11 protein-coding genes are annotated in these 13,991 nt (G+C 27.8%); 3 read left to right on the top strand and 8 right to left on the bottom strand.

Going from position 1 to position 13,991, the window contains the following annotated elements; all coding sequences use genetic code 11:
* The first annotated feature begins 68 nt into the window (after nt 1–68).
* Together T324_RS0100135 and T324_RS0100130 are read left to right on the top strand one after the other, a co-directional pair.
* The gene (locus T324_RS0100135) at nt 69–1,805 is read left to right on the top strand and encodes a proline--tRNA ligase (RefSeq protein ID WP_028328413.1); all 1,737 of its coding nucleotides are present in this window, start codon (nt 69–71) and stop codon (nt 1,803–1,805) included.
* A gap of 65 nt (nt 1,806–1,870) precedes the next feature.
* Nucleotides 1,871–2,329, top strand: coding sequence for a GNAT family N-acetyltransferase (locus T324_RS0100130; RefSeq protein WP_028328412.1), 459 nt, complete (start codon nt 1,871–1,873; stop codon nt 2,327–2,329).
* On the opposite strand, the gene T324_RS0100125 is transcribed toward T324_RS0100130, so the two are convergent.
* From T324_RS0100125 to T324_RS0100100, 6 genes are all read right to left on the bottom strand, one after another.
* Nucleotides 2,313–3,383 (bottom strand): LptF/LptG family permease, encoded by a 1,071-nt coding sequence (locus T324_RS0100125; protein WP_028328411.1) that lies wholly within the window; start codon nt 3,381–3,383, stop codon nt 2,313–2,315. The genes T324_RS0100130 and T324_RS0100125 overlap by 17 nt on opposite strands.
* Nucleotides 3,383–4,264, bottom strand: a complete 882-nt coding sequence (locus T324_RS0100120; RefSeq protein ID WP_028328410.1) for a DUF2225 domain-containing protein — start codon at nt 4,262–4,264, stop codon at nt 3,383–3,385. The genes T324_RS0100125 and T324_RS0100120 overlap by 1 nt, the downstream gene beginning before the upstream one ends.
* A 71-nt stretch (nt 4,265–4,335) precedes the next feature.
* On the bottom strand, nt 4,336–5,472 hold the full coding sequence (locus tag T324_RS0100115; RefSeq protein ID WP_028328409.1) for a hypothetical protein: 1,137 nt from the start codon (nt 5,470–5,472) through the stop codon (nt 4,336–4,338).
* A complete protein-coding gene (locus T324_RS0100110; RefSeq protein ID WP_028328408.1) occupies nt 5,447–6,982 on the bottom strand; it encodes an NTP transferase domain-containing protein in 1,536 nt (511 codons plus the stop codon). The genes T324_RS0100115 and T324_RS0100110 overlap by 26 nt, the downstream gene beginning before the upstream one ends.
* A gap of 33 nt (nt 6,983–7,015) precedes the next feature.
* Nucleotides 7,016–7,519 carry a hypothetical protein gene (locus tag T324_RS0100105; RefSeq protein ID WP_028328407.1) on the bottom strand — a complete coding sequence of 168 codons (504 nt, stop codon included), beginning with the start codon at nt 7,517–7,519 and terminating at the stop codon, nt 7,016–7,018.
* 115 nt (nt 7,520–7,634) lie between these two features.
* A complete protein-coding gene (locus T324_RS0100100) occupies nt 7,635–9,023 on the bottom strand; it encodes an MATE family efflux transporter (RefSeq protein WP_028328406.1) in 1,389 nt (462 codons plus the stop codon).
* Between the two features lie 144 nt (nt 9,024–9,167).
* On the opposite strand from T324_RS0100100, the gene T324_RS0100095 reads away from it, so the two are divergent.
* Nucleotides 9,168–10,094: a methylenetetrahydrofolate reductase gene (locus tag T324_RS0100095; RefSeq protein WP_028328405.1), complete on the top strand. Its 927-nt coding sequence runs from the start codon at nt 9,168–9,170 to the stop codon at nt 10,092–10,094.
* Here the strand turns inward: T324_RS0100095 and T324_RS0100090 are convergent.
* On the bottom strand, nt 10,091–10,903 hold the full coding sequence (locus tag T324_RS0100090; RefSeq protein ID WP_028328404.1) for a vitamin B12 dependent-methionine synthase activation domain-containing protein: 813 nt from the start codon (nt 10,901–10,903) through the stop codon (nt 10,091–10,093). The genes T324_RS0100095 and T324_RS0100090 overlap by 4 nt on opposite strands.
* A 233-nt stretch (nt 10,904–11,136) precedes the next feature.
* Nucleotides 11,137–13,752: a homocysteine S-methyltransferase family protein gene (locus tag T324_RS0100085; RefSeq protein WP_028328403.1), complete on the bottom strand. Its 2,616-nt coding sequence runs from the start codon at nt 13,750–13,752 to the stop codon at nt 11,137–11,139.
* Nucleotides 13,753–13,991 lie beyond the last annotated feature (239 nt).

The raw sequence follows: 13,991 nt of genomic DNA, 5'->3' as shown, positions 1-13,991 counted from the left end.
ATAGTTGATAATTTTACTTTTATAGTATATCATTTATATAAAATTTTAAATCTTTATAAGGAAATATTATGCGTTTATCAAAAATGTTTATTCCAACATTAAAAGAAGCACCTAGCGATGCTATAATAGCTTCAAATAAATTAATGTTGAGAGCAGGACTTGCAAGAAAAATATCTAATGGACTTTATTCATACTTGCCGCTTGGTGTTAGAGTATTAAATAAAATATCAAATATAATACGTGAAGAAATGGATGCTATAGATTCAAATGAATGCATAATGCCGATACTTGTTTCAAAAGAATTATTAACTCCGTCAGGAAGATGGGAAAGATTTAAAAAAGAACTATTCAGATTAAAAGACAGAAATAATGTTGATATGGCTATGGGACCTACACATGAAGAGGCTTTCACCATAACAGCACAAAATGAGATACAATCATATAAAGATTTTCCGCTTACTTTATATCAAATACATACAAAATTTAGAGATGAAATACGTCCAAGATTCGGAGTTATACGCTCAAAAGAGTTTATAATGAAAGATGCTTATTCATTTCACATAACAAAAGAATGTTTAGATAAAACTTATAATGATATGAGCAGAGTATATACAAAAATCTTTAAAAGAATGGGACTTGATACTGTAAGCGTAAAAGCAGACAGCGGTGCCATGGGCGGAGAAGGCAGTGAAGAGTTTATGGTTTTAAGCGAAGTAGGTGAGGAAACAATAATTTTCTGTTCTAAATGCAGTTATAGAGCGAATGTAGAAAAGGCAAATGTAAAAAATGAAGAACCTGCAAATACATACACAGATAAACCATTAGAAGAAATACATACTCCAGATATAAGAACTATTAATGATTTGGAAAAGTTTTTCAATACAACTGCCGATCATTTCATAAAAAGTATAATATACAAAACAGAAGAGGGAGAAGTTATACTTGTTGTAATTAGAGGTGATTTAGAAATTAATGAAACTAAACTATGCAATGCTTTAGGCGGACTAGAAATAGAACTTGCTGATGAAAATATTGTAAAAGAAGTTACAGGAGCTAGAGTAGGTTTTGCTTCTCCAATAGGATTAAAAAAGAAAATTAGAATTTTTGCTGATCATACAATAAAATCTGTATCAGATGCTATAGTAGGTGGAAATAAAGATGATACGCATATAAAAAATGTTAATATAAACAGAGATTTTAATATTGATGTTTGGGGAGATTTTAGAGCAGCAAAAGAAGGGGATAGATGTCCTGAATGCGGTGAAGTTCTTTATCAAAAGAAAGGATTAGAATTAGGACATATTTTTAAACTTGGAGATAAGTATACTGAAGCATTTAATTTTAAGGTTTTAGATGAAAATAATAAAGAAATAATACCTATAATGGGATGCTATGGTATCGGAGTTACTAGGGCTTTTGCTTCTGTTATAGAACAAAACTATGATGATAAAGGAATTATATTTCCTATAAGTGTAGCTCCTTATGAAGCTATTGTAGTTGCTATTGATAAAAAAACTGAAGACTCATTCAAAAAAGCTGAAGAAATATATAAGTCTCTTAATAGTCTTGGAATTGAAACTATTTTTGATGATAGAGAAGAGAGACTTGGAGTAAAACTTAATGACTGTGATTTAATAGGAATACCTATGAGAATAATGGTTGGAAAAAAATCTCTTCAAAGAGGTGTAGTAGAATTTAAACTAAGAAATTCATCTGAGAGTATAGAAGTAAAAGTTGAAGAAATAGTAGATTTTATAAAAAATAAAAAACAGGAATTATTTGCTGCAATAAACAGCAAATTATAATATATAAAAAAATGAATAGGGAAGTTTATCTTTCTTATTCATTTTTATTTTTAACATTTTCAATTATGAAAAATATAGAAATCATCAATAGTTATAATAGCGATATAATAGATTCTATTTATTCTATAGCTTCTAAAAGTGAATATACAATTTTATCTAAAGATTATATAAAACATTATATAGAAGATAAATTCCATAATGTCATTATAATCAAAGTTCAAGAACAAATTGTTGGATTTCTGATATATTTTTTATTATCTCCTGAAATAGATATAATATTTATAGCTTCATATCCTAATAATAAAGGATACGGAAAACAATTATTATCATATTTATTTGATGACGCTGCAAAAAATAATATTAATAGCATAAAGTTAGATTTGCATGAAAATAATACTGTTGCTAAAAACTTCTATATAAAAAATGGTTTTAAAAAAATATCAATTAGAAACAAATATTATAACAATCAATTTGACGCTATTATAATGGAAAAACGCATTGATAATATTAATGGAATTTCTTAAAAGCCAATATACATAGTATACCAAATATTATATTAGGCATCCAAGCAGCAATAAAAGCATTCATATTTCCTGCTTCACCCATAGATCTGAATATCATAACAATAGAATAATAGAATAATGCAACTAATATAACTAATACCAAACTTACAACTAATACACTTTGTGTAGAAAATTTAGAAAACAAAGACGCTAATAAAACTATAATAAATCCAGAAAAACAGTATGATATTCTATAATGCAAATCCGTTTCTAATTTTGATGTATTCATATTTACTTCTTTTTGTAATCTTATAATACGTACTTCCTCAGTTAGACTCATAGAATCTAATAAAGGACGTCCGTAAAAATGTTCCGGCCTTTCTAAAACGTCCAATTTATAATTTGTTATCTCTTGAACAGTTATTTCTTTACTATCACTAAATGTAGTTAATATACCGCTGGATACATACCATTTTCTATCATTATTATTCCATTGAATATAAGGACTTGATATTCTCATTTTTATAGAACCATCATCATTCAATTTTAATACTATTGTATTTGTCATATATTGTTCTTCATAAAAATAAGTATCTATAAAATAAATATAATTATTTCCTCCAAACAATTGCCAAGGTCCACTTTCAGTAGCCTGTCCATAACCATTTATTGTATCATTGGCTATAAAAGCTTTTTTATTAAATGGGGCTGCCACAAATTGCCAAAAAAATACAAGAAATAAACATAGAAAAATAACTATTACAAATATTGGGCTTGAAAATTGAAATAAACTTATACCCGAATTTTCTACTGCAATCATTTCTTTATTTTTTACAAAAGTTCCTAACACATATGTGGAAGAAAACATCAATGCTACAGGGAAAATATAATATATATTATGCGGTATTCTAAAGGTGTGATAAGTAATAAAATATTTCATCAACTCTATATGCTGAGTATAATGAGATAATCTTGCACTTATTTCTGCTATTGTAACTAAAATAACAAATAAAAATAATGATCCAAAGAAAAAAGAAAGGAACTCTTTTAATAAATACAGATTTAACTTCTTCATTAACTCACATCTATACCATATTCTTCATTAAGATGATTCAATTCTTCAGTTATATTATTATGCAATTCTTTTATTTTTTCAAGCAATGCTGATGGTTTAGATTTGCTTGTTTTACCAGAACCGAATACTTTACTTATCTTTCTTTTAGCTTGAACTAAAGTTTCTGCTTTAACTTTAGGATCCGGTATAAATTTAGAAGCATCCATACCAAGCAATGCCCCCATATAAAGCATACCTTCATAGCCAAAATTATTATCTATATCAGGTCCGAAAGACTTTAATTTCTCAAAATTCTCTTTTCCATTTTGCATACATTCTATAGAAGCAGAATATAACTCACTTGCTTTATATTGGAAAAATGGTATAAGTCTATCATAATTTTCATTAGGATAAGCTGTAGCTAAATCTTCTAATGTCCAGCTTAATCTTAAAGAACATAATGCCTTTTTTAAAGTAGGGGCTGTATCCTTACCATGATAATGATAACCATCCAATGCTAAAAAATAACTTGCCGCACCCTCTAATAATGTTCTATTTCTTGTAAAATCTACATCATCTCCAAAAAACTCTTTCATATATCTAGCTCTTTGAGCAGCTGAATCAGATGCTATATTTTTTTTCTTAGGATCTATCAATTGAAAATCTTCCTGAAAAGCGGCATATAAGCAATTTGGACAAACTACAACCACATATATTAATGGATATACTGTTCCATATCTCTTACTCTTTTCATAAGTCCTTCTTAAATCATCTCTTAATTTTCCTGCTATTAATCTTCCGCCGCCACTAAGAAGCATCTCATGATAAAATTCTCCTTTGCATACCGGACATGTTCTTGGATTTTTTTCTATAAAAGACACTTTTGGTTGTTCATCACTCATAAAAACATCCTATTTTTTACAATTATTTAATTAAACATTTTAAATATAAAAACGTCAAATAAATTATCGGTTTATTTTAATTTTTCAACATCACTTATATTTATCTTAGTTACCCTCAATTCTTGAAATATATCATTATAATATAAAAGATAAAAATAAGGATACTGTGCCGCAGCAACTTTTACATTCCCTTTACTAGTTCCTAATACCGATAAATCTATTATTCTGCCATCCATAAATAAACTTTTATTTCCATCCTCTTTAAGATATAAAGCAGTTACCTCAAAACCATAATTTAATTTGGCATCTAAAGAAATAATATTTTTATCATCTTCTACTAGAATACCATTACTAAAACTTCCATGATAGAATCTCATATAACGTATTGTATTTTTATTATCTTTTGTTGTATAAAGTACATTAAATCTATTATGCTCTTCATGAATTACACTATAAATATCAGAATTAGTTACTATTGCTTTATCATCAAAGAATCTAAAGGCTGTATTAGTTTTCCTTGAACCATAAAATATATTTCCTGTTTGATAATCTCGTATAAATAAAGCATATCCATCTTTTTCTGCTACAGGATAAACACTATCAACTATATTATTTGTATATACAAAATCAGTAAAAAAATTATCTCTGTAGAATCTTGATACAGATAAAACTCCTTTACTATTTATAAAAAATAATGTAGGATAATAGAATGCTGATATAACCAATTTCAAATCTATTATTTTTTTATTTTCTGTTAAATCCATAGCATAATTATTAAAAGAACCGCCATTATTATTAGCGTATAATAATCTATTACCTCTGTTATATGCTGTATGAATATTATTCTCATTGGTTGCTAGGCTAATAAATCCGCCTATATCTCTATTATCATCAAGCAAAGTTCTGCTGAATTTTCCATCTTTTCCTGTAACATAAACAGCAGTATTTAATATGTTATCATAATATGCAAAGTGTATGCTATTTTTAGCATCAACATATAAATCAGTAATATAAGGATCTTCCCTTAAAGAAGCAATAGACCATGTTAAAAGCGTTTCAACTCCGCTCATTCTAATATAATGCTCTGTAATAGGAGGAGCATCGTTTCTTAAATCTTTTTGATACTGAGCAGTTAAACTAGCACATAAAAAAATAATTAATACTGCTATTATCAATAATATACTATTTTTTCTTAGCTTTTTTACCATCATCTATTTTACTTACAGATTCTAAACCTTCCTCTTTAGGTCTTATAAATCTGCATTTAATTACATTTCCTTTATCATCAAGCAATGCCTTTATATGCGAATAATAGAATATACAATGCTCTATATATGCATTATCATCAACTATAGAACCATATAAATAACTAACACCTTTAATAAGTACATTACTTCCTATATTTACAGGGTGATTATCACTTCCTGTAACATTTACGCCTCTTTCTAGTATTGTATTCTTACCTATATACACATTTCCTTTAATCTGATTTCCAGAATATATTTGAACATTATCATCAATTATAAGCTTTTGATTATCTAAACATGAAAGAAGTGCATTATCTCCTATATAGGTATGCTCTCCAAGATAAACATTTCCTTCTAACTTAGCTCCATGCGATATAGTAACACCATAATTTATTTTTACACCTTTACCAATATATGCACCTTTTCCAACATATATATCTAATGGTTTTTCATCTTTATCTATTTCTAATATTTGATCAACAACACTGTCATCTATAAAGAAATCTTCTCCATCATATATAGTAATAATATTCTTCAATTTATCATAAACATTAGATCTAGCAATAGATTCCATTTCTTTAAGAACTGTTTTATCATTAAATCCTAAAACAACTCTGCTGTCTTTAGGCATATATGTAGAAATTGATAAATTATTATTAAAGAAAATTTCTATTAAATCAGTTAAATATAATTCATTTTGGGCATTATTTGCCTGTAATGTTTGTATCAACTCTTCTAAAGGCTTCATTTTGAAACCATATATACCTGCCACATATTCATTAAAATTATCTAAAAGTTCATCTTTTTCATAAGAGAACTTCTCATCTTTATAAGTTTTATATAATTTCTCATCATCTTTCATAGCAAGTATATCTTTATATTCTATAACTCCCAATACATTGCCTTGAGATTTTTGCTTATATTTACTTACTTTACGATCATAAGTTAATCCTCTGCTTCTAAGTATCCTTCCATAATAATTGCTTCCTTTAGGTCCGTCATACAAAGCAGTCATAACTATCATATCAGTTTTTGATTTAATAAACTCTTCATGAAATTCTTTCATAGTTTCAGAATCTATAAGTCCCATATCAGCATATATTACATAACAATATTTAATATTTTTTAAATCACTCTTTTCAAGCCCAACTTTAACAGCATGTCCTGTACCTCTTTGCTCTTCCTGATAAGCAAAATTTGTATTTGCTTGTTTTCCAACTGCATTTGCAACATCTAAGGCTTTTATTCCAACAACTATAGTAATATTACTTTTAGGCATACCATTTCTAACTGCAAGTCTAACTCTTTCTATACTAGGTACTCCCCAAATAGTATGGAGCATCTTTGAAGTGGAACTTCTTATTCTTTTACCATGACCAGCAGCCAATATAATAACCAAAGTATCATTTTTTGAAAATTTTGATGATAATGAAGCGAGAGCATTTTCAATTTCTACTACATTTTTTTCCATAAAGAGAACTCCTAATTTTGTGTTTAATAGTTTTTATTTTTTATTTTGTTTATTTTTGTATATTTGTTCAAAAACAGGTTTTTTAATATTGGGTGCCTTATAATATTCTTCAGTTTTTTCTTCTATTTTATCTTTTGCCTTTAAAATATCCTCTAAACTATTTTTTTCATAATTAACAGGAAGTATCGCATTTTTACTGTCTAATTCTAATTTATCACTCTTCTTTTCTTCAAAAGTTTCATCTTCTTTTAGCCACTTCCTCAAAACTTTAACTACAGATTCTGATAATTTATCTAATTTTTGTTTAGCTCTTACATTACCTCCTAAGTTTGAGTCTTCTTTTAGAATAAATTTATATAATTGCATGGCTTTTATAACATTTTTCTTTTCAAAATTATAATAGTCAGCTATCTTTTCGATACCTCCAAAATATGAAGCTGTCAAATAACAACGGTAAGCTCCATCTATATCTTTTTGATTAAAAAGCTCATTTCCTTTTCTAATCAAAGCACTTCTTGTAGAATCTTTTATTTCCATATTTCTCTATTATATACTTATAATATTAAAGTTCAAGCATTAATTTAAAGTATTGACCTAAATAAAAAACAAACTATATCAATAAATATAACAATTTATAATATATTATGTTAAACTATTTAATATAGTTTTTAGTGTCTGATTTCATTTCTTTTATTATGCTATATCCAAGAGGTATTGATAGCAAAAAAGTAAGAATATCTGCAACAGGCTGTGCAGTTTCTATGCCAGTTAATCCAAAAAATTTAGGAAGTAAAAATATTACAGGGATTAAAAACAACCCTTGTTTAGATATAGCAAGTAAAGAAGCTCTAAATGTTTTTCTTGTTGTTTGAAGTATCATACTTGATAATGTTATCACTCCCCATAATGGAATAGTTAATGCTTGATATCTTAATGCTCTTTCTGCTATATCTACAAGTACAGGATCTTTTTCATTAAAAGACATAGATATGTTAAAAGCATTTATAAATATGATAGTAGAAAATATCAAAAGTATAATCGTTGATATTCTTATACAGAAATAATATGCTCTAATTACTCTATCATACTTTTTAGCACCATAATTAAAACCACATACAGGTTGAAATCCCTGACCAAAACCTATAACAGCAGAATTTGTAAACATAGCAACTCTGTTAACTATTGATATTGCCGCAATAGCAGCATCTCCAAAAGGTCCGGCAGCTATATTTAAAAGCATAGTTGATACACTTGCAATTCCCTGCCTGCAAAGACTTGGAAGACCTCCTGCTATAATAGCTTTATATTTTTGAAAACTAGGGGAGAAATCTTTTATTTTTATAGGAAGAGTACCCCAAACATTAGTACCAACTAAAAGTATGCAAAAACCTATAAATTGGCTTATTATAGTTCCTATTGCGGCTCCTTTTATACCCATTGAAAAAGTGAATATAAGTATAGGATCTAATATTATATTGGTTATGGCTCCTGTTATAAGTCCAACCATAGCAAAAATAGCATTACCCTGCAGTCTCAATTGATTATTTAATACTAAAGATGCTGTCATATACGGGGCCCCAATTAAAATATATTTCATATACTCTATAGAATAGGGCAATATAGTTTCCGTTGAACCTAGAATATAAGCAAGAGGTTTTATAAATATTATCCCAAATACTAGTATAAGAAAACCCATCATAATAGATGATACAAAACCTGTGGCCGCCATTTTAGATGCTTCCGAAGTATCCTTAGAACCTAATTTTATAGAAATATATGTTCCGGAACCATGTCCAAAGAAAAATCCTACAGCCTGTATTATTGCCATCATAGAAAATACTATACCTACAGCTGCTGTTGATTGAGTATTTATTTTACTCACAAAAAAAGTATCTGCCATATTATAAAATGAAGTTGTAAGCATACTTATTATTGTTGGAACTGCCATTTTAGCTACAAGTTTCTCTACTGGTTTTTCTGTTAATTCTTTATATTTCAATTCTTGTCTTTTAGAATCATTATTAATTATTTCATCTCCCATATCAAACACCAATCAATAAAAATATATTCCAAGCGATATATAAAGTATATAACTTTTTTATATAACTTCAATATTATTTTTTATTTGACTTTTTTTATTTTTCTAGTACGATATAAGTAAACATAATAATATACGGGTAAAATAATGAATAACAGCATAGAAAATTTTATTTCTACTTTATTAAATAAAGATGAATATACTTTTACATTAGAAATATCTCCTCAGGCAAAATATGATTTAGGATATATTGAAGACAAAATAAATCAATCAAAAATCGATGAATATATTAATGCTTTTGTTGTAACTGATTCTCCATTTGCAAATTTAAAAATATCATCAATACTTGCAGCATTGCAACTACAGCAAAGATTGAATAATGTAAAACCTTTTATAACAACACAAACTATGAGAGATAAAAATTCAATAGCTATACAAAATGATTTAATAGGAGCAAATTATTTTGATATAAGAATGGTGCTTGCTGTTACAGGAGATGCTGTTGCCAATGGAAATCAAAAACAAGCAAAAGGTGTATTTGAAGGAAATTCAGAACTATTGATAAAAATAATTAATAATTTAAATAATTCAAAAAGTTTAGGAGATTTCACTTTTAAAGAACCATTGAAACCTATATATCCGTTTTGTGTTATTAATAGTTATGCAAAAAATAATGAAAGTTTAAAAGTAAGACTAGCCAAAAAAGCAAATTCAGGAGTTAAAGCTATATTTACTCAGCCTATATATGAAGTTGAAAGATTAGAGATTTTATTAAAATGGATAGATGAGCTTCCATTAAAAGAAAAACCTATGTTAATACCAGGATTTTTCCCAATACTAACTTATAAAACAGCTTATTTCATATACTATAAATTACCAGGAGCTTATATACCGGAAACATGGCTTAATAAATTAAAAGAGGCTAGCGATAAATCTCCAGAAGAAGAAAAAAAGATTGCCGAAGAATTATCTATTAATCTATTTAATGATATGATCAAAGTTCATAAAAAGATGCATATAATGAGTATGAACAATTATGACTTTGTTGTTAATTTATTAAAAAATATAAATTAATTGGCAAAATAATATGCATCCTCACAGAATGAAACTATCGCACAAGTACTAAGTTCAGGATACATCATATAGCTTTCTGTAAGCGTAACATTAAATTCTTCAGGTTTTAATTTGTCAAATATGATTCTATTTCCATACATATTTTTAAGCGCTTTATAACCAAAAGAATATCTGCATCCAACATGCTTTCTTTTACCATTATTTTTTAATTTTAGTAAATTATCCATATGACTTTGAAGTATATCAACATAATTTTCTATAATATGTATTCCTATGGCATTATAGAAATAATAATCTTTATAATCATCATTATCATATAAAGTTTTCAAAAAGTCAGCAAATTTTACTCCAAGACTTACAAGAGTGAAGCCTATAGTATCTTCTTCTTTATCAAAAAAATCAGCTATAGAATTATAAGGTTCATTTTCCATACGCTCTAAAGGAAGTTCTATTTTTTCATCTTTTAATTCATTGGTATTAAAATCAACATCATATATATATAATTTATCATTTTCTGTAATAGTTTTATAAAATCCGTAAATCATTACAGGTTCCATTAAATTATTTTCTATAATATTATTTTTCATTTCTTCGTATTTAGGCTCAACTTTAGTTTTAATCATTTCATTATATTTTTCCATATCTTGATTCTTTGTAGAATAACCAAATCCAACTCTGAAAAGTCTAACCTTGTCAATCATATCAAAAGCTTCTTTTTCTATTTGCTTATTAAACTCAAAAACTTTCCTTCCATAGAATGGAGGTTTATTTATATAATGTTCATGATTTTTATGATTTATCTCCGGCATATTCATTCCTTTATTATTATGTTGCTTCAGGCTAAAATAAGCTATCTAATAAACTCACTAGCTGCTACCTACTTGGTCGGTTCACTTTTTTAATTATTGTTATTCTCTCCAAATAGTTTCAAGCAAACAAATTTACTTAAAATCTCGTTCTAGCTTTTATTTATTGATACGTTACGCATAAGTGTGACTATTCGCTTGCATAAGTCTGCAATTTGTTTAGCTAATAAGAATTATTATTTTTCTTTATCTCTATCAGCTATTATTTCTTTTATTGCTAAAATATCATCGAATCCGTCTTTACAGTAAAAAATTTTACCACTATCTCCATAAACTTTTTTACAATCATTTTCTACAAATTCTTTTGTTAAAGCAGCTCCTCCCAAAAGAATAGGTATCTTTAATCCTTTATCTCTAATATAAGCTAGATTTTCTTTCATAACCTCAGTAGACTTTACCAAAAGTCCTGACATTCCTATACAGTCTGCATTATGTTCATGATATGCTTCTAAAAATTTTTCTATAGGCACTTTAGTACCAATATTAACCGTTTCAAATCCGTTATTTTTTATTATAATTTCAACTAAATTCTTACCAACATCATGTACATCGCCAGCAACTGTACCAAGTATTATTTTAGCAGTTTTTTCCTGTTTCTTTTTCTCTAAAAATTCAGATAAAAAATCAACGCTCTTTTTCATTACTTCAGCAGAACCTAAAACAAAAGGAAGCTGTATTGTACCTTCTCCAAATTTCACTCCAATATCCGCCATTGTTGGAAGAAGTATTTCATCAATTATAGCCTGTGCAAATTTCTTTTCTCCGCCGAATTCTTCACTATTTTCTTTTACCTCATTTAGAAGTTTTTGCATATCTTTCCACTCGCCATCAATCATAGCATCCCTTATAGCTTCTCTTATAGGCTTTTTAATATTTTCTTCATTACTTAATTCTTTTTTTTCTTTCTTGTCAGAGAAATGATTTATATAATTTATAAGAGGTTCTTTAGTATTGTTTTTGTTATATATTAATTCTCTTGCTAACTCTATTTCTTTTTCATCTATCTTTGAAAGAGGAAGTATCTGAGCTACATTAACAATAGCAGTAGTAAGACCATGGTTAATAGCTTCATATAAGAATACAGAATTCATTATTTTTCTTGCTTCTTCTTTAAGTCCGAAAGATATATTTGATACACCTAAACTTATAGAGGCTTCAGGATATCTTTTTGATAGTTCTTTTATAGCATTTAAAGTTTCAACACCTGCCATAAAACTATTTTCATCTCCGCTTGCAAGTGTAAATGTAAGAGGGTCGAATATTATATCATGCGGAAGTATTTTATGAGTATTCACAGCTCTTTCATACATTCTTTCAGCCATTCTTAATTTATCTTCGCAAGTTAATGCCATTGATTTTTCATCTATTGTTAAAAGCATTACAGAAGCACCATATTTTTTAGCTAAAGAACATATAGCATCGAATTTTTCTTCTCCTTGTTCCATATTAGCAGAATTTATTACTGGTTTTCCTCCGTATATTTTTAAAGCTGCCTCTATAACATTTGGTTTTATAGCATCAATAACTAAAGGTAAAGAAATTTGCTTAACATAAGCAGCAATAATTTTTGTAATATCTTCTATTTCATCACGTCCAGCCCAAGCAGCATTAACATCTATCGCATGACTTCCTGCTTTTACCTGTTTTATACCAACATCAAGCATGCCATCCATATCGCCAGCAATCATAAGCTCTCTAAATATCTTACTTCCTGTAGCATTACTTCTTTCACCGATCATTAAAGGGGCAGGTTCTTGTTTAATGCTAACTACATTAAAAAGACTTGCTATATAAGGTCTTGGTTTTTCTAATGCAGTTTTTTTAGGCATAACTCCTTTAACTTTTTTTGATAACGCCTCTATATGAAGAGGGGTAGTGCCGCAGCATCCTCCTATAAAAGCAAGTCCATCTAAATTAAAAAACTCACTATTAATATTAGCAAATTCTTCAGGCGTCATACTGTAATATGCTTTTCCGCCTCTATTTTCTGGAAGTCCAGCATTACTATGTATTGATATTGGAAGGCATGATATTTCTGAAAGTTTTTTTATATGACGCATTGCCATATCAGGTCCTGTACCGCAATTCATACCTATAGAAAATATATCTAAATTAGAAAGTATTGTATAGGCAGTTTTTATATCTGTACCTAAAAGCATTGTACCTTCTTTTTCTATAGTTACAGAAACCATTATTGGAATTTCTTTATTTAATTTTTTAGATGTATCATTAACGGCTAATATTGCTGCCTTTAATTGCAAAACATCCTGAGCAGTTTCAAGAAGTATTATGTCAACTCCTCCATCTATTAAACCTTTTGCAGCTTCTGTATACCCATTATACATTTCATCAAAACTAATTTGACCCAAACTTGGAAGTTTTACCCCAGGACCTAAACTTCCAGCAATAAATATATCTCTATTTAAACCTCCTTTTGAATCAGTATTTTTTAAATATTCTTCCCTTGCTTCATTGGCTATTAATGCTGCACTTTTTGCTAGTTCATAAGTTTTATCTGCGATATCATATTCACTCAAAACCCAAGGTATTGCACCGAAACTATTAGTCTTTGTTATATTAGCATTAGCATTTAAATAATCTATATGTATTTCTTTCATTATATTTGGAGCGGTTATATTAAGTATTTCATTACAGCCTTCTATATTATTTCCATTAATAATCCAAGACTCTTTTTTTATTTCTTTCTTTTGAAGTTCTGTACCTGTGGCACCATCTATTATTAAATACTGTTTTTTTATAAGTTCTTTCAATTTTTCTTTAGTATTGTTCATTATTTAAGCTCCAATTTTTTATATAAAACTGCATTTTTACTATTCTAATATAAAAACATAAATATAACAAGTTTATCTATTAATCTATATCCATCAGAAAAAATAGTGATAATAATATTAAAAAATTAAATACAAACAAAATATTTATATTGACAAAAAAACTAACTATAGTATACTATTAACATGCGTAATAAATCTAACTATCGACTATCGACTATCGACTATCGACTATCGACTAT

This window comes from Brachyspira alvinipulli ATCC 51933, assembly GCF_000518245.1.
In the GTDB taxonomy this organism is placed as follows: domain Bacteria; phylum Spirochaetota; class Brachyspiria; order Brachyspirales; family Brachyspiraceae; genus Brachyspira; species Brachyspira alvinipulli.
The sequence above is the reverse complement of the archived record's forward strand: the minus strand, read 5'-3'. Positions and strand labels throughout refer to the sequence as shown.

Bases quoted from the DNA above. Each gene is read 5' to 3' on its own strand.
- T324_RS0100135 (WP_028328413.1), top strand. From the start codon at position 69: ATGCGTTTATCAAAAATGTTTATTCCAACATTAAAAGAAGCACCTAGC.
- T324_RS0100130 (WP_028328412.1), top strand. From the start codon at position 1,871: ATGAAAAATATAGAAATCATCAATAGTTATAATAGCGATATAATAGAT.
- T324_RS0100125 (WP_028328411.1), bottom strand. From the start codon at position 3,383: ATGAAGAAGTTAAATCTGTATTTATTAAAAGAGTTCCTTTCTTTTTTC.
- T324_RS0100120 (WP_028328410.1), bottom strand. From the start codon at position 4,264: ATGAGTGATGAACAACCAAAAGTGTCTTTTATAGAAAAAAATCCAAGA.
- T324_RS0100115 (WP_028328409.1), bottom strand. From the start codon at position 5,472: ATGGTAAAAAAGCTAAGAAAAAATAGTATATTATTGATAATAGCAGTA.
- T324_RS0100110 (WP_028328408.1), bottom strand. From the start codon at position 6,982: ATGGAAAAAAATGTAGTAGAAATTGAAAATGCTCTCGCTTCATTATCA.
- T324_RS0100105 (WP_028328407.1), bottom strand. From the start codon at position 7,519: ATGGAAATAAAAGATTCTACAAGAAGTGCTTTGATTAGAAAAGGAAAT.
- T324_RS0100100 (WP_028328406.1), bottom strand. From the start codon at position 9,023: ATGGGAGATGAAATAATTAATAATGATTCTAAAAGACAAGAATTGAAA.
- T324_RS0100095 (WP_028328405.1), top strand. From the start codon at position 9,168: ATGAATAACAGCATAGAAAATTTTATTTCTACTTTATTAAATAAAGAT.
- T324_RS0100090 (WP_028328404.1), bottom strand. From the start codon at position 10,903: ATGCCGGAGATAAATCATAAAAATCATGAACATTATATAAATAAACCT.
- T324_RS0100085 (WP_028328403.1), bottom strand. From the start codon at position 13,752: ATGAACAATACTAAAGAAAAATTGAAAGAACTTATAAAAAAACAGTAT.